The sequence below is a fragment of the Pseudomonas sp. GV085 genome (genome assembly GCF_003050925.1).
Classification (GTDB): Bacteria; Pseudomonadota; Gammaproteobacteria; order Pseudomonadales; family Pseudomonadaceae; genus Aquipseudomonas.
Window position 1 is genome coordinate 393,939 of record NZ_QAOV01000003.1, and the last position, 18,874, is coordinate 412,812.

The 18,874-nt window shown below is 59.0% G+C and carries 14 protein-coding genes; 6 read left to right on the plus strand and 8 right to left on the minus strand.

What is annotated here, in order from left to right; translation table 11 throughout:
- Positions 1-23: 23 nt before the first annotated feature.
- Positions 24-737 carry an autoinducer binding domain-containing protein gene (locus C8K63_RS09040; protein WP_108216398.1) on the minus strand — a complete coding sequence of 238 codons (714 nt, stop codon included), beginning with the start codon at positions 735-737 and terminating at the stop codon, positions 24-26.
- A 302-nt stretch (positions 738-1,039) separates the two neighbouring features.
- Here C8K63_RS09040 and C8K63_RS09045 point away from each other — a divergent pair, with 302 nt between their 5' ends.
- Positions 1,040-1,816 carry a ferredoxin--NADP reductase gene (locus tag C8K63_RS09045; RefSeq protein WP_108216399.1) on the plus strand — a complete coding sequence of 259 codons (777 nt, stop codon included), beginning with the start codon at positions 1,040-1,042 and terminating at the stop codon, positions 1,814-1,816.
- Between the two features lie 41 nt (positions 1,817-1,857).
- Here the strand turns inward: C8K63_RS09045 and mscL are convergent, their stop codons facing one another.
- Positions 1,858-2,271, minus strand: a complete 414-nt coding sequence (mscL, locus tag C8K63_RS09050; protein ID WP_108216400.1) for a large-conductance mechanosensitive channel protein MscL — start codon at positions 2,269-2,271, stop codon at positions 1,858-1,860.
- A gap of 639 nt (positions 2,272-2,910) precedes the next feature.
- Here mscL and radA point away from each other — a divergent pair.
- Positions 2,911-4,278, plus strand: coding sequence for a DNA repair protein RadA (gene radA, locus C8K63_RS09055; protein ID WP_108216401.1), 1,368 nt, complete (start codon positions 2,911-2,913; stop codon positions 4,276-4,278).
- Between the two features lie 128 nt (positions 4,279-4,406).
- On the opposite strand, the gene C8K63_RS09060 is transcribed toward radA, so the two are convergent.
- The gene (locus tag C8K63_RS09060) at positions 4,407-4,775 is read right to left on the minus strand and encodes a PilZ domain-containing protein (RefSeq protein WP_108216402.1); all 369 of its coding nucleotides are present in this window, start codon (positions 4,773-4,775) and stop codon (positions 4,407-4,409) included.
- Positions 4,776-4,935: 160 nt separating this feature from the next.
- Here C8K63_RS09060 and C8K63_RS09065 point away from each other — a divergent pair, with 160 nt between their 5' ends.
- The 3 genes from C8K63_RS09065 (at position 4,936) to yjiA (ending at position 8,319) form a co-directional block, all read left to right on the plus strand.
- Positions 4,936-7,002 (plus strand): carbon starvation CstA family protein, encoded by a 2,067-nt coding sequence (locus C8K63_RS09065; RefSeq protein WP_108216403.1) that lies wholly within the window; start codon positions 4,936-4,938, stop codon positions 7,000-7,002.
- Positions 7,003-7,017: 15 nt separating this feature from the next.
- Positions 7,018-7,215, plus strand: coding sequence for a YbdD/YjiX family protein (locus C8K63_RS09070; RefSeq protein WP_108216404.1), 198 nt, complete (start codon positions 7,018-7,020; stop codon positions 7,213-7,215).
- A 132-nt stretch (positions 7,216-7,347) separates the two neighbouring features.
- Positions 7,348-8,319, plus strand: a complete 972-nt coding sequence (gene yjiA / locus C8K63_RS09075) for a GTPase (RefSeq protein ID WP_108216405.1) — start codon at positions 7,348-7,350, stop codon at positions 8,317-8,319.
- A 51-nt stretch (positions 8,320-8,370) separates the two neighbouring features.
- Here the strand turns inward: yjiA and C8K63_RS09080 are convergent, their stop codons facing one another.
- The 5 genes from C8K63_RS09080 to C8K63_RS09100 all read right to left on the minus strand — a co-directional run bounded on the left by C8K63_RS09080 (position 8,371) and on the right by C8K63_RS09100 (position 16,861).
- Positions 8,371-9,051: a GntR family transcriptional regulator gene (locus C8K63_RS09080; RefSeq protein WP_108216406.1), complete on the minus strand. Its 681-nt coding sequence runs from the start codon at positions 9,049-9,051 to the stop codon at positions 8,371-8,373.
- A 25-nt stretch (positions 9,052-9,076) separates the two neighbouring features.
- Positions 9,077-9,781 carry a FadR/GntR family transcriptional regulator gene (locus C8K63_RS09085; RefSeq protein WP_108216407.1) on the minus strand — a complete coding sequence of 235 codons (705 nt, stop codon included), beginning with the start codon at positions 9,779-9,781 and terminating at the stop codon, positions 9,077-9,079.
- A 69-nt stretch (positions 9,782-9,850) separates the two neighbouring features.
- Complete coding sequence (locus C8K63_RS09090; protein WP_108216408.1) at positions 9,851-11,164, minus strand: C4-dicarboxylate transporter DctA; 1,314 nt, start codon at positions 11,162-11,164, stop codon at positions 9,851-9,853.
- Between the two features lie 341 nt (positions 11,165-11,505).
- A complete protein-coding gene (gene glyA, locus C8K63_RS09095; RefSeq protein WP_108216409.1) occupies positions 11,506-12,759 on the minus strand; it encodes a serine hydroxymethyltransferase in 1,254 nt (417 codons plus the stop codon).
- 253 nt (positions 12,760-13,012) lie between these two features.
- The gene (locus C8K63_RS09100; RefSeq protein WP_108216410.1) at positions 13,013-16,861 is read right to left on the minus strand and encodes an EAL domain-containing protein; all 3,849 of its coding nucleotides are present in this window, start codon (positions 16,859-16,861) and stop codon (positions 13,013-13,015) included.
- A 288-nt stretch (positions 16,862-17,149) separates the two neighbouring features.
- On the opposite strand from C8K63_RS09100, the gene ettA reads away from it, so the two are divergent.
- Complete coding sequence (gene ettA / locus C8K63_RS09105; RefSeq protein WP_108216411.1) at positions 17,150-18,814, plus strand: energy-dependent translational throttle protein EttA; 1,665 nt, start codon at positions 17,150-17,152, stop codon at positions 18,812-18,814.
- Positions 18,815-18,874: the final 60 nt, after the last annotated feature.

An 18,874-nucleotide genomic window follows, 5' to 3' on the forward strand; every position in this document is an offset into this window, starting at 1 on the left:
GGTTTTCCCGCAGTCGGGCGCTTTCAGATGGCCCCGGACCGGGCTGCGGCGATGACTGCCGCAATCTTGTTGTTGACGCCGAGCTTCTCGATAGCCCTGTGCACATGAAAGTTGATGGTGCGCTCACTCAAATTGAGGATCCTGGCAATTTCATAGGCCGTCTTGCCGTCGGCCGACAGTTTCAATACTTCGAGTTCCCGCCGTGACAAGGGCGGAACCTGGGGGCGAGCCGGTTTTTTTGGTTGCATTGCGTTCGCCAGAGCGTGCAAATGGCGGCTGATGAACACCGAGTATCCAAGATGCTCGTACAACTCATAGGCTGAAATCGGGCAATGGCTTCTGGCCAGGCTGAAAATGCTGCGCAGACCGGTTTCCTCATCAAAGATCGCCTGGGACCAGCCATGCTGCAAGCCCTGTTGTCGCAGCAACTGCCATAACCATGGCGTCCTGGAAAAAAGCTCTTCACTCCAGAGAACAGGCAACATTGAATGATTGCAGTGTGCCACTATCGGGTCTATTTGCGTGGCGTTGCTTTTTTCATATTGAGTATTCCACTCTTGGGGGAAGTTGTTCAGGTTCACTGTACTGGTGTCGACCCCGAATGAGTTCGAAGTAATTGAAAAGCCACAAAATTTATATCCAAGGTTTCTAGCGAAACTGAGCGCGATTCGATAGGCGGTATTGATCTCTTGTGTGTGCGCCAATTGTTTGAGCTGTGACTCCTTCCAGATCTCCATACAGTGATCTCCATTAGAGTGTCTTCTGGGTGCCGTATTGGATCCGGGATCCGGCACGCCACGAAGTGTAGGACATTTCCTGCAGAAGTGGTTCGACAATTTTGCTCTTTTGACTGTTGGAAAAGTGTGCTCAAGGTTCTTAGGGAATAAGTGGTTATGAAATGCCACATATCATTTTATATATAGGGTTGTATCCGTATTCTGTAATCGACGACTAGTGCGCATTAATGTCACTACAAATTGTCGGTGGTTACGCTGCTTCCTTTGCGGGACACTGGGGTATCTGTTGATTGGAGCCTTCCATGTCCGTCAGTGAAGAAAAATTTACGCGCCAGACCTTGCTCGAGGTTCATCCGTTGACCCCGAACCTGTTTACCCTGCGCGCCACGCGGGATGCCGGGTTTCGTTTTCGTGCGGGGCAGTTTGCCCGGTTGGGCGTCACCAAGGCTGACGGCAGCACGGTATGGCGCGCCTACTCCATGGTGTCCTCGCCCTTTGACGAGTTCCTCGAGTTCTTTTCCATTGTCGTACCGGGCGGTGAGTTCACCAGTGAGCTGAGCCGCCTGGGCGTTGACGATACATTGCTGGTCGACCGCCAGGCCTTCGGCTATTTGACGCTGGACCGTTTTGTCGATGGCCGCGATCTGTGGTTGTTATCCACAGGCACGGGCATCGCGCCGTTCCTGTCGATACTCCAGGATTTCGAAGTCTGGGAGAGATTCGAGCGGATCATCCTGGTCTACAGCGTTCGCGAAGCCCGGGAACTGGCTTATCAGGAGCTGATCGCGGGGCTGGCGCAACTTGAGTATCTGGCTGAATACGCACACAAATTGCAATTCATCGCCACCGTCACTCGTGAGCAGCATCCTGGCGCATTGAACGGACGGATCACCACACTGATTGAAAGCGGCGAGTTGGAGCGCAGCGCGGGAGTTGCGCTGACGCCTGAGCATTCACGGGTCATGCTGTGCGGCAACCCGCAGATGATCGATGATACGCGCAAGTTGCTTAAACAGCGGGACATGCACTTGAGCCTCAGCCGGCGACCCGGCCAAGTGGCGGTGGAAAACTTCTGGTAAGCAAAACGGCGCCGCAAAGGCGCCGTTCTTTGCCAGTGCAGTCAAGGCCGGTTGTTTTGGGCCTTGAGCAAGTCGCGGATCTCGCCCAGCAACTCTTCTTCCTTGGTGGGAACCGGCGGCAGGCTAGGGGCCACGGACTCCTCACGCTTCAGGCGGTTGATGGCCTTGACGCCCATGAAGATCGCAAAGGCGACGATGACGAAGTCGATGATGGTCTGGATGAACTTGCCATAGGCCAGCACCACCGCAGGAATGGCGCCGTCTGCTGCCTTGAGCGTTATGGCCAGATCACTGAAGTCCACGCCACCGATCAGCATCCCGATTGGCGGCATGATCAGGTCACCGACAAACGACGTAACGATCTTGCCGAAGGCCGCACCGATGATGATGCCGACGGCCATGTCGACCACGTTGCCTTTGACCGCGAAGGCCTTGAACTCGTTTAGCACGCCCATAGGTTATTCCTTGTTACAGATGAGGTAGATGTGCGCAGTGTAAATCAGCAAATCGCATCCTGCTCGAATCAACTGCCTGCTGTGCTTGCCAGCCATTGACCCGGGTGGTGTTGAAAAATTCACCGATTGATCTCATCTGAGGTCGGTCAGGCCTTCTGAGGCGTTCGCATACGACTTTTTTCAGCGAAATGGCGCCATTTGTGTGGGCGAGCCAAGGTTGAGCGACCACTCCTGAATGGGGACGCTCAAGATGATCGGGCAGTTAGTGGCCAAAAAGGCTGCATTGAAAATTAAACGCAGGTGAAGTGATATGAACTGTTTCGTTAGTTTGGTGTGTCTGACAAGTTGCACGTTTCTCTGAATCACTGCTGCGTTTTGTGTGAATGTTTTCGAAGTTGTGCAAAAAGTATGTAAATGAACAAAGTCTGTATAGGTTTTCGAAGTGTGTGGTATGGCATGTCCCTAGAGTTTGTTGGCCGAGTTGAGCGAAAAACTTATACAAGGTTTTGTAGGGTGGGTGTATCTCAATATACCTGTGTTTAATAAGGTTATTTGAAGTCATCAAAAGGGTTGCGAAATATCTGGCCGCACTCGCGCGCCTTGGCTGAGCTATCATCGCGTTTTTTTCCGGGAGTTCCGATGGCCAAGGCCAAGCGCATGTACGGCTGCACCGAGTGCGGCTCAACCTTCCCCAAATGGGCCGGCCAGTGCGGTGAGTGCGGGGCCTGGAACACGCTTACCGAAACCATGGTGGAAAGCGGCGGGGCAGCCGCCCCCAGCGGTCGTACCGGCTGGACCGGCCAGCAGGCGCAGATCAAGACTCTGGCCGAAGTCAGTGTCGAAGAAATTCCGCGCTTCTCCACCGCATCCAGCGAGCTGGACCGGGTTCTGGGTGGTGGTCTGGTGGATGGCTCGGTGGTGCTGATCGGTGGCGACCCCGGCATCGGCAAGTCGACCATTCTGTTGCAAACCTTGTGCAACCTCGCCAAGAGTATGCCGGCGCTGTATGTCACCGGTGAAGAATCCCAGCAGCAAGTGGCCATGCGTGCGCGGCGCCTGGGGTTGCCTCAGGATCAATTGCGGGTCATGACCGAAACCTGCATCGAAACCATCATTGCCACGGCCCGTCAGGAAAAGCCCAAGGTGATGGTGATCGACTCGATCCAGACGATATTTACCGAGCAATTGCAATCGGCACCGGGCGGTGTATCCCAGGTGCGCGAAAGCGCGGCGTTGCTGGTGCGTTATGCCAAACAGAGCGGCACGGCGATTTTCCTGGTGGGCCACGTCACCAAGGAAGGCGCGCTGGCTGGCCCTCGGGTGCTGGAGCACATGGTCGACACCGTGCTGTATTTCGAAGGTGAGTCCGACGGGCGCCTGCGTCTGCTGCGGGCGGTGAAGAACCGCTTCGGTGCAGTCAATGAACTGGGCGTTTTCGGCATGACCGACAAAGGTCTGAAAGAAGTCTCCAACCCGTCGGCGATTTTTCTGACCCGTGCCCAGGAAGAAGTCCCGGGCAGTGTGGTGATGGCAACATGGGAAGGCACACGGCCGATGCTGGTGGAGGTTCAGGCGCTGGTGGACGACAGTCACCTGGCCAACCCGCGTCGGGTCACGCTGGGGCTGGATCAAAACCGGCTGGCGATGTTGCTGGCGGTGCTGCACCGTCACGGTGGCATTCCGACCCACGATCAGGACGTGTTTCTCAACGTGGTCGGCGGGGTCAAGGTGCTGGAAACGGCGTCCGACCTGGCGTTGATGGCAGCGGTGATGTCCAGTTTGCGCAACCGGCCGTTGCCCCACGATCTGCTGGTGTTCGGTGAAGTCGGGCTTTCCGGTGAAGTGCGTCCGGTGCCGAGCGGTCAGGAGCGTTTGAAAGAAGCGGCCAAGCACGGCTTCAAACGGGCCATCGTGCCCAAGGGCAATGCGCCGAAGGAGGCGCCGGCGGGGTTGCAGGTCATTGCTGTGACCCGGTTGGAACAGGCACTCGACGCGCTGTTCGAGTAACTAACAGACGAAACACAAACCCTGTAGGAGTGAGCCTGCTCGCGATTTCGGTGTGTCAGCCAGCAGCAATGTGACTGTCAGATTACAATCGCGAGCAGGCTCGCTCCTACAGGGGAATTCGATGATGGCTAGATTTCGATCAGGGCACCCAATTCTCGCTCCAGCTCCTGCGGATCGGCGAGGTTGAGCTCGATCAACCGCCGCAGGCACTCGATGGACTCCAGGCTGATGTGCCGGCAGACAAAGCCGAGTTGGCCATGATCGTCGTGGGTCAGTTGCACGTCCATGATGATGTCCGCCTCTTCGCCCAAATGAATGTCGACCACAAAATCTTGCTGCGCATTGCCCAGCCACGGAACGGGTCGCTCGATCAGCAACCCCTTGAGCGACAGATCAATCAGCTTCACCGACCAGGTGGACTCTCCCTGACTCAGCTCGGTTCGGGCATCGAACGCAATACGTTTGAAGCGGCGACGTTCGGCAGGGTGTTCGCTCATGACGCGATCCTCGTAGATGTACGCTGACTATAGACCTGCATACTTCAAGGCGGCCAGCGCGTGCGGGTGTCCAGACCAATGTCGGGGTATGGTCTTTGTCGTCAGGAGAGCTAAACTCGATATGGTTGTCTTTCTTGTCCACTCTGGCTGGAATATCAAAATGAAAAATAACAATAGCCCGCTACGCCATTTGCCTTGGCTGGTGCTGGCAATCACAGGTGCGTGCGCCCTGGGTGTCGTGGCATTGCGCCGGGGCGAGGCAATCAACGCCTTGTGGATTGTGGTCGCTGCCGTGGCCATTTATCTGGTCGCCTATCGCTACTACAGTCTGTTCATCGCTAACAATGTCATGCAACTCGATGCACGACGGGCCACGCCTGCCGTGCTCAACAATGACGGTCTGGACTACGTGCCGACCAACAAACACATTCTTTTCGGTCACCACTTCGCGGCTATCGCCGGCGCGGGGCCGCTGGTTGGCCCGGTCTTGGCAGCGCAGATGGGCTACTTGCCCGGCACGCTGTGGCTGATCGCCGGCGTGGTGCTGGCCGGTGCCGTTCAGGACTTCATGGTCCTGTTCATGTCCACCCGCCGCAATGGCCGCTCCCTCGGCGACATGGTTCGCGAGGAAATGGGCCGCATCCCCGGCACTATTGCGCTGTTCGGCTGCTTCCTGATCATGATCATCATCCTCGCAGTGCTGGCGCTGATCGTGGTCAAAGCCCTGGCCGAGAGCCCGTGGGGTATTTTCACGGTGATGGCGACTATCCCGATCGCGATGTTCATGGGCATCTACATGCGCTACATCCGCCCCGGTCGCATCGGCGAGATCTCGGTGATCGGCGTGCTGTTGCTGCTCGGCTCGATCTGGCTCGGCGGGCAGATTGCCGCGGATCCGGTGTGGGCCAAGGCGTTCAGCTTCACCGGTGTGCAAATCACCTGGATGCTGATCGGCTATGGTTTTGTCGCGGCGGTGTTGCCGGTGTGGTTGATCCTGGCGCCCCGTGACTACCTGTCGACCTTCCTGAAAATCGGCACCATCGTCGCCCTGGCCATCGGCATTCTGATCACCATGCCCGAGCTGAAAATGCCGGCCCTGACCCAGTTCATCGACGGCACCGGCCCGGTGTGGAAGGGCGGGCTGTTCCCGTTCCTGTTCATCACCATCGCCTGTGGCGCGGTCTCGGGTTTCCACGCGCTGATCGCCTCCGGGACCACGCCGAAACTGCTGGATAACGAAACCAACGCCCGCTACATCGGTTACGGCGGCATGCTGATGGAATCCTTCGTGGCCATCATGGCCATGGTCGCCGCGTCGGTGATCGAACCGGGCGTGTACTTCGCCATGAACAGTCCGGCCGCGGTTGTCGGCGGGGATGTGGTGGCGGTAGCAACAGCGGTCAGCAACTGGGGCTTTGCCATCACACCGGAAGCCTTGCAAGCGGTGGCCCATGACATCGGTGAAATTACCATTCTGGCCCGCGCCGGTGGTGCACCAACCCTGGCGGTCGGTATCGCACAAATCCTGCACAGTGTTCTGCCGGGTGAAAACACCATGGCGTTCTGGTACCACTTCGCGATCCTGTTCGAAGCGCTGTTCATCCTGACTGCGGTCGACGCCGGTACCCGCGCCGGGCGTTTCATGCTCCAGGACTTGCTCGGTTCGTTCGTGCCGGCCCTGCGCCGCACCGAATCCTGGACCGCCAACCTGATCGCTACCGCCGGTTGTGTGACCATGTGGGGCTGGTTGCTGTATCAGGGCGTGATCGATCCGCTGGGCGGCATCAACACCTTGTGGCCGCTGTTCGGTATCTCCAACCAGATGCTGGCCGGTATCGCGCTGATGCTCGGCACCGTGGTGCTGATCAAGATGAAACGCCAGCGCTACATCTGGGTCACCTTGCTGCCGGCGGCATGGCTGCTGATTTGTACCACCACGGCGGGCTTCATCAAGCTGTTCGATGCCAACCCGGCGATCGGCTTCCTGTCGCTGGCCAAAAAATACAGCGATGCGCTGGCCAACGGTCAGATCCTCGCCCCGGCCAAGGACATCACCCAGATGCAGCACGTGATCTTCAACGCCTACACCAACGCAACGCTGACCGCGCTGTTCCTGTTCGTGGTGTTCAGCATCCTGTTCTATGCGCTCAAGGTCGGTATTTCCGCCTGGGGCAGCAAGGGGCGTACGGATAAGGAAGCGCCATTCCAGGCGCTGCCGGAAGCGTGATCGAGGATTTGCACCATGTTCAATGACCTGAGTCGCCTCGGTAAATACCTCGGTCAGGCCGCGCGCCTGATGGTCGGCATGCCCGACTACGACAACTACGTCGAGCATATGCAGAGCAAGCACCCGGACAAACCGGTGATGGACTACGAAGCGTTCTTTCGCGAGCGTCAGGAAGCCCGTTACGGTGGCAAGGGTGGACCGAAGTGCTGTTGATCTTGTAGGAGCGAGCTTGCTCGCGATGGACGTAAGGTTGACGCGTGTATTCAGAAAGCACGCGTTATCGTTGACGTCCATCGCGAGCAAGCTCGCTCCTACAGTTTTTTAAACGTAGGGGAGATTTTTGTTTTGCTCACACCCGTCCCGGTCACAATCCTCAGCGGCTTCCTCGGTGCCGGCAAGACCACCCTGTTGCGCCATCTGCTCAAGGCCGAGCACGGCCTGAAAATCGCCGTCATCGAGAACGAATTCAGCGATGCCGGCATCGATACCCAGTTGTTGGGTGATGAGCCGGTGCAAGTGATGACGCTGTCCAACGGCTGCGTCTGCTGCACCATCCATACGGACCTGACCAAAGCGCTTTATCTGTTGCTGGAGCGTCTGGATCAGGGCGATATCGCCTTCGACCGCCTGGTGATCGAATGCACCGGCCTGGCCGATCCGGCGCCCGTGGCGCAAACCTTTTTCATCGACGAAGAGTTGCGCGAGCGCTATATCCTCGATGGCATCATCACGCTGGTCGACGCGGCACATGCCGACTTGCACCTGACCCAGACCATCGCCCAGGCGCAGATCGGTTTCGCCGACCGCTTGCTGGTGAGCAAGCGCGACCTGGTAGACGAGGCGACCTTCACCGCGTTAAGCGAGCGCCTGGCCCGCATCAACCGTCGTGCGCCGATCCGCGTGGTCGACCACGGCAAGATCGACCTGGCCGAGTTGCTCGATGTGCGCGGCTTCAACCTCAATGCCGATCTCGGCGGCGGCGTGAGCTTGCGCCCGGTCAGCCAGGCCCCGTCCATCGACCGCATTTCCAGCCTGGTGCTGCGCACCGACAAGCCGCTGGATATCGACAGGCTCAGCGAGTTCATGAACGAACTGCTGGAAGACCATGGCAAGCAACTGCTGCGCTACAAAGGTGTATTGAATATCCTCGGCGAATCGCGTCGCATGGTGTTTCAGGGTGTACTGAAGCTTTATGGTTTCGACTGGGATACAGAGTGGGCTGAAGATGAATCGCGTGAAAGCGTGATCGTGTTTATTGCTGATGATTTGCCGGAAGAGAAGATTCGTGAGGGGTTTGCACGGGTGGCGGCGGTCTGAAGCTTTATGGCGTTTGTGAGGACGCCATCGCGGGCTTGCCCGCGATGCGATCTAGCCGGCAGCACAATGTTCACGGGTTGTATTGAACAGAGTCTGTTCCAGATAATCCAGATGCCGGTTGAGCACAATTTCCGCCTTCGCAGCATCCCCTCGCTCCAGTGCATCCAGGATCTCCATGTGCACCTGCCACGCGCAATAATCCATCGACTGCGGATCAAACTGCGCAAGTGCCAACGAAGTCAGCGGCACCAGGCTGTCTAGAAAATGCGATAACGGTGCATTACCTGCCATTTCAGCCAATCGCAGGTGAAACTCTCCCGACAAACGGATCGTCCGACCACGCTCAGTGCATTGACGCTCGCTATCGACCAGCGTCCGCAGTTGCTTCAGGTCTTGCGCGCAGGGTCGCTGACAGGCCAGCCGCAACAGCATGATCTCGGCCAGACGCCGGGCATGCAGTGCCTGCCGGGTATGCTCTGCATCAAACTCGGCGATGCGGGGACGATGGTTGACTCGAAGAGTGATGATCTGCTGATGGGACAGTCGCGTCAGCACATCACGCATGTCGCTGCGCCTTGCACCGAACATCTGCGCCAGGCTTTCTTCCGTAAAGCGACTGGCCGAATGGATGCGCTGTTCGAGAATCGCATCGAGGACCCGCGAATACAGATCATCCACCGAAGGGCGGACGGGCAAGGTAGCGAGCGTTTGTGGCGAGGCGTAGCTGTTCATGGCCAATCTCCAGTTCGAAGAGGTTTCAACTGCCGAGGTTGTCTTCCGGGATGTTCAGTTCGATGCCCATGCGCTGGCCTTCGCGCAAAATGTGCCGACGCATCTCGGCGCTGGCCTGGGCGCTGTTCTTGCTGCGGATCGCCCGCACCACCGCTTCGTTTTCTTCAAGGCGTTCAGCCAGATGCTCCGGGGAGTTGCGCAACACTTCGGCGCTTTGCTTGAGGGCATTGCTGGTTTGCTGGACCACGCTCTGGAAGATCGGATTCGACGTCAGCGTGAACAGCTCTTCGTGGAAGGCGATGTAGGCGCTTACGCCGGCTTCACTGTCATTGGCCTCCAGGGCTTCGCGCATGTCCATCAGGGTCAGGCGCAGTTGCCCGACTTCCTTGCTGCTGATGGACTGCGCCACGAGGCCGACGATGAACGGTTCGAGGGTGTAACGCAGTTGCAGCACGTCCTCCAGGCTCGCTGCGGCCACTGCGCTTTCGTGGGACTGGCCATCGCTGAGACTGGCCTCGAGTACCACTACGCCTTTGCCCGGCATCGAGCGCACCAGGCCAAGGGTTTCCAGGACGATGACCGCCTCACGCAGGCTCGGGCGGCTGATACCCAGTTGTTCGGCCAGTTCGCGTTGCCCTGGCAGCATTTCGCCCGAGCGCCACTGACCGCGGGCCAAAGCGGCCCGAAGTTTTTCCACGACTGAAGTTACGACGGTTGACGAGGTAATCACTGTTCGCTCCATGAGCATCTAAAAGTGGTGAAGGTGTGCCGGCCAAGGCGAGGTCGGCACACCGTTGATTCAGAATTCCTGCTGATGCGCCGGTGCGACCGGTTTACGCGGCTGGAAGGTATAACCCGCCTGGCCGGAAAGTACCTTGTTCGCCCGCTGTACATCGATGTCCTTTTCCCACCGCGCGATGGCGACGGTCGCTACACAGTTGCCGATCAGGTTGGTCAGCGCCCGGCCGATGCCCATGAACCAGTCCACGGCCAGCACCAGCACCAGACCCACCACCGGAATGGCCGGAATGGCTGTCAGGGTGGCCGCCAGGATCACCAGCGCCGAGCCCGGAATGCCGTGTGCTCCTTTTGAGGTGATCAACGATACCAACAGAATGGTCAGCAAGTCGGTCATCGCCAGCGGCGTACCGGTGGCATTGGCGATGAACACAATGGCCAGGGTCAGGTAGATCGAGAAACCGTCGAGGTTGAACGAGTAACCGGTCGGTATCACCAACCCGACCGTCGAACTGCCGATGCCCAGATGCTCAAGCTTGCGCATGATTTGTGGCAGCACGGCATCGGAGGACGCGGTGCCCATGACGATCAACAGTTCTTCGCGCAGGTACTTGAGCAACGGCCACATCTTCAAGCCGGAGAGGCGCATCACCAGGCCGAGAATCAGGGCCACGAAGGCAGTACAGGTCAGGTAGAACAGGCCGACCAGGCTGCCCAGGTGTTGCAGCGAGTCCAGGCCATATTTGCTGGTGGTGAAGGCGATCGCGCCGAACACACCGATCGGCGCCAGGCGCACGATCATGCCCATGATGCGGAAAATCACGTGGCTGAGTTCATTGATCAGCCGCGAAATACCCGATGCCGCTTCTCCCACCAGATTCAGTGCACTGCCGAACAACACTGAAAACAGCAGGACCTGCAGGATATTGTTATCTGCAAAGGCACCGATCACCGATGTCGGAATCAGATCCATCAGGAACTGTGTGGTGGTGTGCATGTGCTGACCGCGCTGGGCAATGTCGCCCATGTCGGCTGCGGAAAGCTGCTCCAGGTGAATGTTCGCACCGCTACCGATGCCGGTGCTGAAGGCGAACACCAGGCCGATCACCAGGGCGATCGTGGTCAGCACTTCAAAGTAGATCACCGATTTGAGGCCGATACGGCCGACCTTCTTCAGGTCGCCGGCACCGCTGATGCCGCTGACCACTACGCAAAACACAATCAGGCCGATGAGCATTTTGATCAGCTTGATAAAACCGTCACCGAGCGGTTTGAGCTGAGCGGAGTATTCGGGAAGGGTCAGCCCGCAGACGATGCCGAGCACCAGTCCGAGAACCACTTGGAGGAAGATTGAACGCGAGCACCATCTGAGCATGGGAGGAATCCTGGTCGGTGTCCTGGCTGCCGTGTGCGGGGCACATCAGATTCAGGACTTAATTATTGTGGTCTTACCGGTATGTCCAGTGCAGGCGCAGTGTAGGCGCTGTTTTTGGGTGTTCGCAAGCAAAAATTAGAAAATTGGCATTACCGGTCTGACCGGTGGCCAAAGCCACGTAGGAGCTGCCGAAGGCTGCGATCTTTTGATTTTGCTTTTTTGAGGATCAAAAGATCTCAGCCTTCGGCAGCTCCTACAGGTAAACGGTGTCAATTTTCGGGCGAAAAAAAACCGGCCAATCACTTGGCCGGTTTTTTATTGCAGCGGTTTAGCGGGGCTGATTAGGCGCCGTACACCGGCAGCTTCTTGCAGATGGCCTTGACCTTCTCACGAACGGCGTCGATCACCGCTTCGTTGTTCAGGTCGGCCAGGATGTCGCAGATCCAGCCGGCCAGTTCCTTGCACTCTGCTTCCTTGAAGCCGCGAGTGGTCACAGCCGGAGTGCCGAAGCGCAGGCCGGAGGTGACGAACGGGGAGCGTGGGTCGTTTGGCACGGAGTTCTTGTTCACGGTGATGAACGCTTTGCCCAGAGCGGCGTCGGCGTCTTTACCGGAGATTTCCTGCTTGATCAGCGACAGCAGGAACAGGTGGTTCTGAGTACCGCCCGACACCACGTCGAAACCGCGCTCGATGAACACGCCGGCCATGGCCTGGGCGTTTTTCACCACTTGTTGCTGGTAGGCCTTGAACTCAGGCTGCAGCGCTTCCTTGAAGCAGATCGCCTTGGCAGCGATCACGTGCTCCAGCGGGCCACCCTGGGCGCCCGGGAATACTGCGGAGTTCAGCTTCTTCTCGATGTCGGCGTTGGCGCGAGCCAGAATCAGGCCGCCACGTGGACCGCGCAGGGTCTTGTGGGTGGTGGTGGTCACGACGTCAGCGAATGGAACCGGGTTCGGGTAGACGCCAGCAGCGACCAGACCAGCCACGTGAGCCATGTCGACGAACAGGTAGGCACCGACTTTGTCAGCGATTGCACGGAAACGCGGGAAGTCGAGGATCTGCGAGTAGGCAGAGAAACCGGCCACGATCATTTTTGGCTTGTGCTCGACAGCCAGGCGCTCGACTTCGTCGTAGTCGATCAGGCCGTTGGCATCGATGCCGTACTGGATGGCGTTGTACAGCTTGCCGGAAGACGAAACGCTGGCACCGTGGGTCAGGTGACCACCGTGGGCCAGGCTCATGCCCAGGATGGTGTCGCCAGCAGACAGCAGGGCCAGGTAAACGGCGCTGTTGGCTTGCGAACCGGCGTGCGGCTGAACGTTGGCGTAGTCGGCACCGAACAGCTCTTTGGCGCGGTCGATGGCCAGTTGCTCAACCACGTCGACGTACTCGCAACCGCCGTAGTAGCGCTTGCCCGGGTAGCCTTCGGCGTACTTGTTGGTCAGTACCGAGCCTTGAGCTTCCATCACCGCTGGGCTGGTGTAGTTTTCCGAAGCGATCAGCTCGATGTGTTCTTCCTGGCGCTGAGCTTCTTGCTCCATGGCGGCAAAAAGGTCGGCGTCGTACTTGGCAATAGTCAAATCACGGCTGAACATGGCGGTCCTCAAGGATCGGGGGCGGAAAAGGGGGGCATTCTAACCCAATGGGTTTTAGATGGCATATGAAACGGCATCATGTCGCAGACAAGTGGTGTTCATGCATGGATAGATGGTGTTTGTGCCGGCCTCAAAAGATCGCAGCCTGCGGCAGCTCCTACCCTGATCGGGGTAGCCGCCAGATTCTGTGACCAACATCAATCCCTGTAGGAGCTGCCGCAGGCTGCGATCTTTTCGGCAACACCACAAAACTTCAGTCGAACATGAAGAGGGCGTCGTTGCTGAACTGCGCCTCAAACCGGCTCGCCGGCATCGGCCGTCCGAACAGATAGCCCTGCACTTCATCGCAACCATGCTCACGCAGGAAGTCCAACTGCTCATGGGTTTCCACGCCTTCTGCGATCACCGCCAGGTTCAGGCTGTGGGCCATGGCAATGATCGCCCGGGCGATCTGCGCATCCTGCTCACCCGACGGCAGGCCGTCGACGAAGGTGCGGTCGATCTTCAGTACGTCGATCGGGAACTGTTTGAGGTAGTTGAGCGATGAGTAACCGGTGCCAAAGTCATCCACCGCGATGCTCAGCCCAAGGTTTTTCAGCCCGGCGAGGATCTGCATCGCCTCGCTGACTTCGCGCATCAGGATACTTTCGGTCAGTTCCAGCTCCAGGCACGCCGGTGGCAGGCCGGTTTCCTTGAGGATGGTGGCGATTCGCGTGCCGAGCTGGCCATCGGAGAACTGCCGCGCCGAGATGTTCACCGACACCTTTGGCACCCGTACCCTGGCCCGATGCCAGGCATTGAGTTGGCGGCAGGCTTCGCTGATCACCCAGTCGCCGACATCCACCACCAGCCCGAGTTCTTCGAGCACTGGAATGAAATCCCCCGGCGGCACCAGCCCGCGGCGTGGATGGCGCCAGCGCAGTAGCGCCTCGGCACCGGTCAGGCGCTTGCCGTCACCGCTGAATTGCGGCTGGTAATACAGCACGAATTCGTTCTGTTCCAGGGCATGGCGCAAGTCGCTTTCCAGTTCCAGTCGCTCAAGGGCGCTGGCATTCATGTCCGCCTGATAGAACTGGAAGTTGTTCTTGCCGCGCTCCTTGGCGTGGTACATCGCCGTGTCGGCATTCTTCATCAGCTGGCTGAGTTCGTTGCCGTCCTGCGGGCTCAGGGCGATGCCGATACTGGCCGTGACGAAGAATTCGCGGCCTTCGAGCACGAACGGTTTCACCAGGCTGGCGAGAATCTGCTCGGCCACATGAATCGCCCGGTTCAGGGCGATTTCACGGTTGGCTCGTGGTTGCAGGAGCAGGGTGAATTCGTCGCCGCCCATGCGTGCCACGGTGTCATCATCGTCGACGCAACCGAGCAGGCGCGTGGCCATCTCCTTGAGCATGCGGTCGCCAGCGGCGTGGCCGAGGGAGTCGTTGATCGGCTTGAAACGGTCGAGATCGAGGAACATCAGCACCACCCACGACTTCTGCCGATCGGCCGATTGCAACGCCGTGTGCAGGCGATCCTGGAACAGCGATCGGTTGGGCAGGTGGGTCAGGGCGTCGTAGTAGGCAAGGCGGTGAATCCGCTGCTCGCTGGCCTTGCGCTCGCTGATGTCGCTGAAGAAGCACACATAGCTGGCCAGGTCGCCTTCGTCGTCAAGTACGGCGGTAATCCCGACCCAGGCCGGGTAGTGCTCGCCGTTGCGACGCTTGAGCCAGACTTCGCCTTCCCAGGTGCTGTGCTGGCCCAATTGCTTGAGCACGTAACGCAGATGGGATTCCTGTTGCTCGTCGACGGTCAGCATGTTCGGCAACTGGTCGAGGACCTGCTCCACGGCATAACCGCTGACACGGCTGAAGGCCTCGTTGGCCTGGACGATGTAGCCGGCCGGGTCGGTGATCAGGATCGCCGAGGTCGAGTGTTCGAATACCGTGGCGGCCATGCGCAAGTCTTTTTCGGCCCGGCGTTGCTGGCTGATGTCGCGGCCGACGCCGAGCACGCCTTCGAACGTACCGTGTTCGTCCCAGACCAATACCAGGCGCAATTCGATCGGGATCTTGCGCCCGTCGGCCCGCAGGCAATCGAACAGGAACAATTGGGTTTGCACCTGGCTGCGCAGCAGCGCCAGTTGGTCCGGCTGATCCAGCGCTTTGCTGACCCGGTCCATCAGGTGGTAGATGCCGGTCAGTTGTTGCGGGTTGGCGATGGTCGATTGCCAGCCGTTCTGGAAAATCCACTCGGCGTCGTAACCCAGCACCGCTTGCACCGAAGGGCTGACGTAATTGAGGTTCAGACGACTGTCGGTGGAGAAGATCACGTCGCTGATGCTTTCGGCGAGCATCCGGTAGCGCTGTTCGCTGTCGCGCAGGGATTCACTGGCTTCAAGCTGGTCGGTGATGTCCTTGGCCACGCCGATGATCCGCGTGACCTGATCGTCCTTGTCCCGCGCCAGTGCCTGCTCGCGAATCTCGAAGCGTCGCCACTGACCGTCCCGATGGCGGAAGCGTAACTGGCACTGCATCAGTTGGCGATAACCGGCCTGGCGCTGGACCTGGCGGGAGCGATGGTAATAGTCGGCGTCTTCGGGGTGCAGGAGGATTTCCCAGAAGTATTCGCCCATCTGGTGCAGTTCGGTGCGGTTGTAACCCAGTGTCTGGCCCAGATGATGGTTGCTGTAGATCATGCGCTGGCTGAAAACATGCTGCACATACAGGTGATCCGGTACGGTGCGCACCACGTCCGACCAAAACCCTTCGCGCTCCTGCAGTGACAATTCGATGAGCTTGCGGCTGGTGATGTCGGTGATGCTCAGGATCACCGCGTTATAGTCGTCCTGGGTTTGCGGCAGACGCAGCACCAGCCATAGATGCTGGTCGCGACCGCTGGCATCCTGCAGTTTGATTTCCAGCTCAAGCAGTTGCTGCTGGTTGAGCATCGCGTCGAGCACCTGGTTGCCGATGGCGGTGCCGTCCTGCGGATGGCCGTCGATCAGCAGTTTCCAGGCTTTGTCGGCGCTATCGACATTAAGCAGTTGCAGCGCGACCTGGTTGACCTCGGTGATCCGCAGTTCCTTGAGCAGTTGCCGGCGTTGTTCGGGGATCGCCAGCCACGCTTGCAGTTGCTCGCTGCCCTGCAGTTGTGCCTTGTCGAAAAAGACCTTGAGCCCGGACATGTCGAGGACACACAAAGCCACGCCGGTGCCTTCGAAAATGTCCTGATAACGCCGGCGGCCTTCACTCAATTGGCGCTGACGCCGGCGCATGTTCAGCAAGGCGATGAACGGCAGCATGGAAAACGCCAGGCCCAGCAGACATTTGCCGATGAACGCCGGCAGCAGCTCTTCCAGCACGCGCTGGCGGTCGAACAAGCCGCGCAGTTGCCAATCGCTGCTGCTCAGCGCAACGGTCAGCACGCTATTGGCGACATCGTCCTCGGTCAGCGTGCCCGGATTGGCCGAGGGCAGCGCATCGTCGCGGCTGATGATCTGATGATTGATGCGGTTCTCCACCAGCCACAATGGGCGGCTGCCTGCCTCGCTTTGCTTGGTCAAGGACGAAAAGAAGGTGGGGGGCAGGCGCAAGACCCAATAGCCTCGGGAACTTCCGCTGGCCTGATGCAACAATAAATGCACCACGGAGCCGTCGGTGGCGTTGCTGAAGTAGTGCGTCTGGGCGTGGCTGCGGCGTATCAGTTCACCCAGGTAGCCGCTTTCATCGCTGTCGGGAGCGCTGTCACTGATGACTCTTCCCGAGGGGCTGAGCAACGCCAGGCTGCGCAGTTCCGGCAGCGACTGTTGCAGCTTGCGCAGCAGGGTTTGCAGTTCATCGGCGCCTTGCGGTTGCTCGACGATCGGCAACAGGTTGAGGGCGATCTGCGCGTTGAGCGCCATGTTCAGGCTGACCTGTGCGGCCAGATCGGCGGTGTAGTCGATGGTGTACTGACGCTGGTTCTTCTGGGTTTCCCGCAACTGGTCGAGCAACTGCCAGAACAGCAGGGCCAGCAGCAATAATGCGAGTGTCGCCAAGGTGCCCTTCAAGGTCCCGCGCAGGGGAGAGCCGGGCGCTGTGGCCGACGCGCTGGAAGTCAGAGGCGGAGGGACTTTGGACAAGCTGTAATCCTGCGGTTTGGCTGGACTGGCGCGACGTGCACTATAAGCCGGACGCCCGAAGGGCGGCTAGCATGCCTTGAGTTGTGGCGAAGTGCCAGCCCCTGCCCGTCGGCTGGACTGCCATCTGTCATTCAGGTAGCTTTGCCGGTTACGCGGGAGCGTTCCAGCTCCTAGACTCAGACTTTTTCAGCGCGCACGTATTGATAGCCTCAAGCGAGCGACGCGCACGGTCTGGCCGGGCATTGCCTGCGCTCCAATCATTCATCAGTCACTGACCCTAGGTTCTCCATGGCTCAATACGTATTCACCATGCATCGGCTGGGCAAAGTTGTTCCGCCGAAGCGGGAAATCCTGAAAAACATTTCTCTGTCTTTCTTCCCCGGCGCCAAGATCGGCGTGCTCGGTCTCAACGGTTCGGGTAAGTCCACGCTGCTGAAAATCATGGCCGGCGTCGACACCGAGTTCGAGGGTGAAGCCCGTCCGATGCCGGAGCTGAACATCGGTTATCTGCCGCAAGAGCCGATCCTGGACCCGACCAAAACCGTGCGTGAAGTGGTCGAGGAAGCGGTCAGCGTGATCAAGAATGCCCAGGCGCGCCTGGATGAGGTCTACGCGGCTTACGCTGAAGAAGACGCTGACTTCGACAAACTGGCGGCCGAACAGGCCAAGCTCGAAGCGATCCTGCAAGCCAGCGACGGTCACAACCTGGAGCGCCAGCTGGAAGTCGCCGCCGACGCGTTGCGTCTGCCGGCCTGGGATGCCAAGGTCGAAGTTCTGTCCGGTGGTGAAAAGCGTCGTGTAGCCCTGTGCCGCCTGCTGCTGTCCGCCCCGGACATGCTGCTGCTCGACGAACCGACCAACCACCTGGACGCCGATTCCGTCGCCTGGCTTGAGCACTTCCTGCACGACTTCCCGGGCACCGTGGTAGCGATCACGCACGACCGTTACTTCCTGGACAACGTTGCCGGCTGGATTCTGGAACTGGACCGCGGCGCGGGCATTCCTTACGAGGGCAACTATTCGGGTTGGCTGGAAGCCAAGTCCGATCGTCTGGCTGCAGAATCCAAGCAGCAGTCGGCCCACGAAAAAGCCATGAAGGAAGAACTGGAGTGGGTGCGCAAAGGCGCCAAGGCCCGCCAGTCGAAATCCAAGGCACGTCTGCAACGCTTCGAAGAAATGCAATCCCAGGAATTCCAGAAGCGCAGCGAAACCAACGAGATCTACATCCCGGCCGGTCCGCGCCTGGGCGACAAGGTCATCGAATTCAAGAACGTCACCAAGGGCTACGGCGATCGCGTGCTGATCGACAACCTGTCGTTCTCTATGCCTAAAGGCGCCATCGTCGGTGTGATCGGCGGTAACGGTGCCGGTAAGTCGACCCTGTTCCGCATGTTGATGGGCAAGGAAACGCCGGATTCGGGCAGCATCGAAGTCGGCGAAACCGTGCAGCTGGCTTGTGTGGATCAGAGCCGCGAGGATCTGGACGGCAGCAAGACCGTGTTCCAGCAGATCTCCGACGGTTCCGACCAGATCCGCATCGGCAACTACGAGATCCCGTCGCGTACCTACGTCGGTCGCTTCAACTTCAAGGGCGGCGACCAGCAGAAATTCGTCAAGGACCTGTCCGGTGGTGAGCGCGGTCGCTTGCACCTGGCCCTGACCCTGAAAGAGGGCGGCAACGTCCTGCTGCTCGACGAACCGTCCAACGACCTCGACGTCGAAACCCTGCGTTCCCTGGAAGAAGCCCTGCTGGACTTCCCGGGCGCCGCCATTGTGATCTCTCACGATCGGTGGTTCCTTGACCGCGTCGCGACTCACATCCTGGCGTACGAAGACGACTCGCAAGCGGTGTTCTTCGAAGGCAACTACAGCGAATACGAAGCCGATCGTAAAAAGCGTCTCGGCGAAGCAGCTGCCCAGCCGCATCGTGTACGGCACAAGAAACTGGCCTGATTTCGGGTTGGTTGCATAAGAGAGCGGAGCCCCTCGGGCTCCGTTTTTTTATGCATGTTT

Bases quoted from the DNA above. Each gene is read 5' to 3' on its own strand.
- C8K63_RS09040 (WP_108216398.1), bottom strand. From the start codon at position 737: ATGGAGATCTGGAAGGAGTCACAGCTCAAACAATTGGCGCACACACAA.
- C8K63_RS09045 (WP_108216399.1), top strand. From the start codon at position 1,040: ATGTCCGTCAGTGAAGAAAAATTTACGCGCCAGACCTTGCTCGAGGTT.
- mscL (WP_108216400.1), bottom strand. From the start codon at position 2,271: ATGGGCGTGCTAAACGAGTTCAAGGCCTTCGCGGTCAAAGGCAACGTG.
- radA (WP_108216401.1), top strand. From the start codon at position 2,911: ATGGCCAAGGCCAAGCGCATGTACGGCTGCACCGAGTGCGGCTCAACC.
- C8K63_RS09060 (WP_108216402.1), bottom strand. From the start codon at position 4,775: ATGAGCGAACACCCTGCCGAACGTCGCCGCTTCAAACGTATTGCGTTC.
- C8K63_RS09065 (WP_108216403.1), top strand. From the start codon at position 4,936: ATGAAAAATAACAATAGCCCGCTACGCCATTTGCCTTGGCTGGTGCTG.
- C8K63_RS09070 (WP_108216404.1), top strand. From the start codon at position 7,018: ATGTTCAATGACCTGAGTCGCCTCGGTAAATACCTCGGTCAGGCCGCG.
- C8K63_RS09080 (WP_108216406.1), bottom strand. From the start codon at position 9,051: ATGAACAGCTACGCCTCGCCACAAACGCTCGCTACCTTGCCCGTCCGC.
- C8K63_RS09090 (WP_108216408.1), bottom strand. From the start codon at position 11,164: ATGCTCAGATGGTGCTCGCGTTCAATCTTCCTCCAAGTGGTTCTCGGA.
- glyA (WP_108216409.1), bottom strand. From the start codon at position 12,759: ATGTTCAGCCGTGATTTGACTATTGCCAAGTACGACGCCGACCTTTTT.
- ettA (WP_108216411.1), top strand. From the start codon at position 17,150: ATGGCTCAATACGTATTCACCATGCATCGGCTGGGCAAAGTTGTTCCG.